At 55.5% G+C, this 254-nt stretch carries 1 pseudogene; it reads left to right on the top strand.

Annotated features, from left to right (window positions below):
• Positions 1–254 (top strand): annotated as a pseudogene (locus SB765_RS31705) (hypothetical protein); the annotation flags it as partial.

A 254-nucleotide genomic window follows, 5' to 3' on the forward strand; every position in this document is an offset into this window, starting at 1 on the left:
CTGATGGCGGAACACTGGCAAAAGCAACCGGTGGCAAAAACCGCGGCAGGCGGCCACGTGGATCGTGAAATTTATGATGCGCAAAGTCAGCAGACCTTGCCAGGTAAGCTGATTCGTCAGGAGGGCCAGCCCGGCAATGACGACGTGGCGGCTGAGGAAGCCTGGAACTATCTTGGCGTAACCTATGACTTCTTCTGGCAGGCTTATCAGCGTAACTCGCTGGATAATCAGGGGCTGAAATTGCTCGGTACCGT

The organism is Pseudomonas sp. SIMBA_067 (genome assembly GCF_046534675.1).
Lineage (GTDB): Bacteria > Pseudomonadota > Gammaproteobacteria > Pseudomonadales > Pseudomonadaceae > Aquipseudomonas > Aquipseudomonas putida.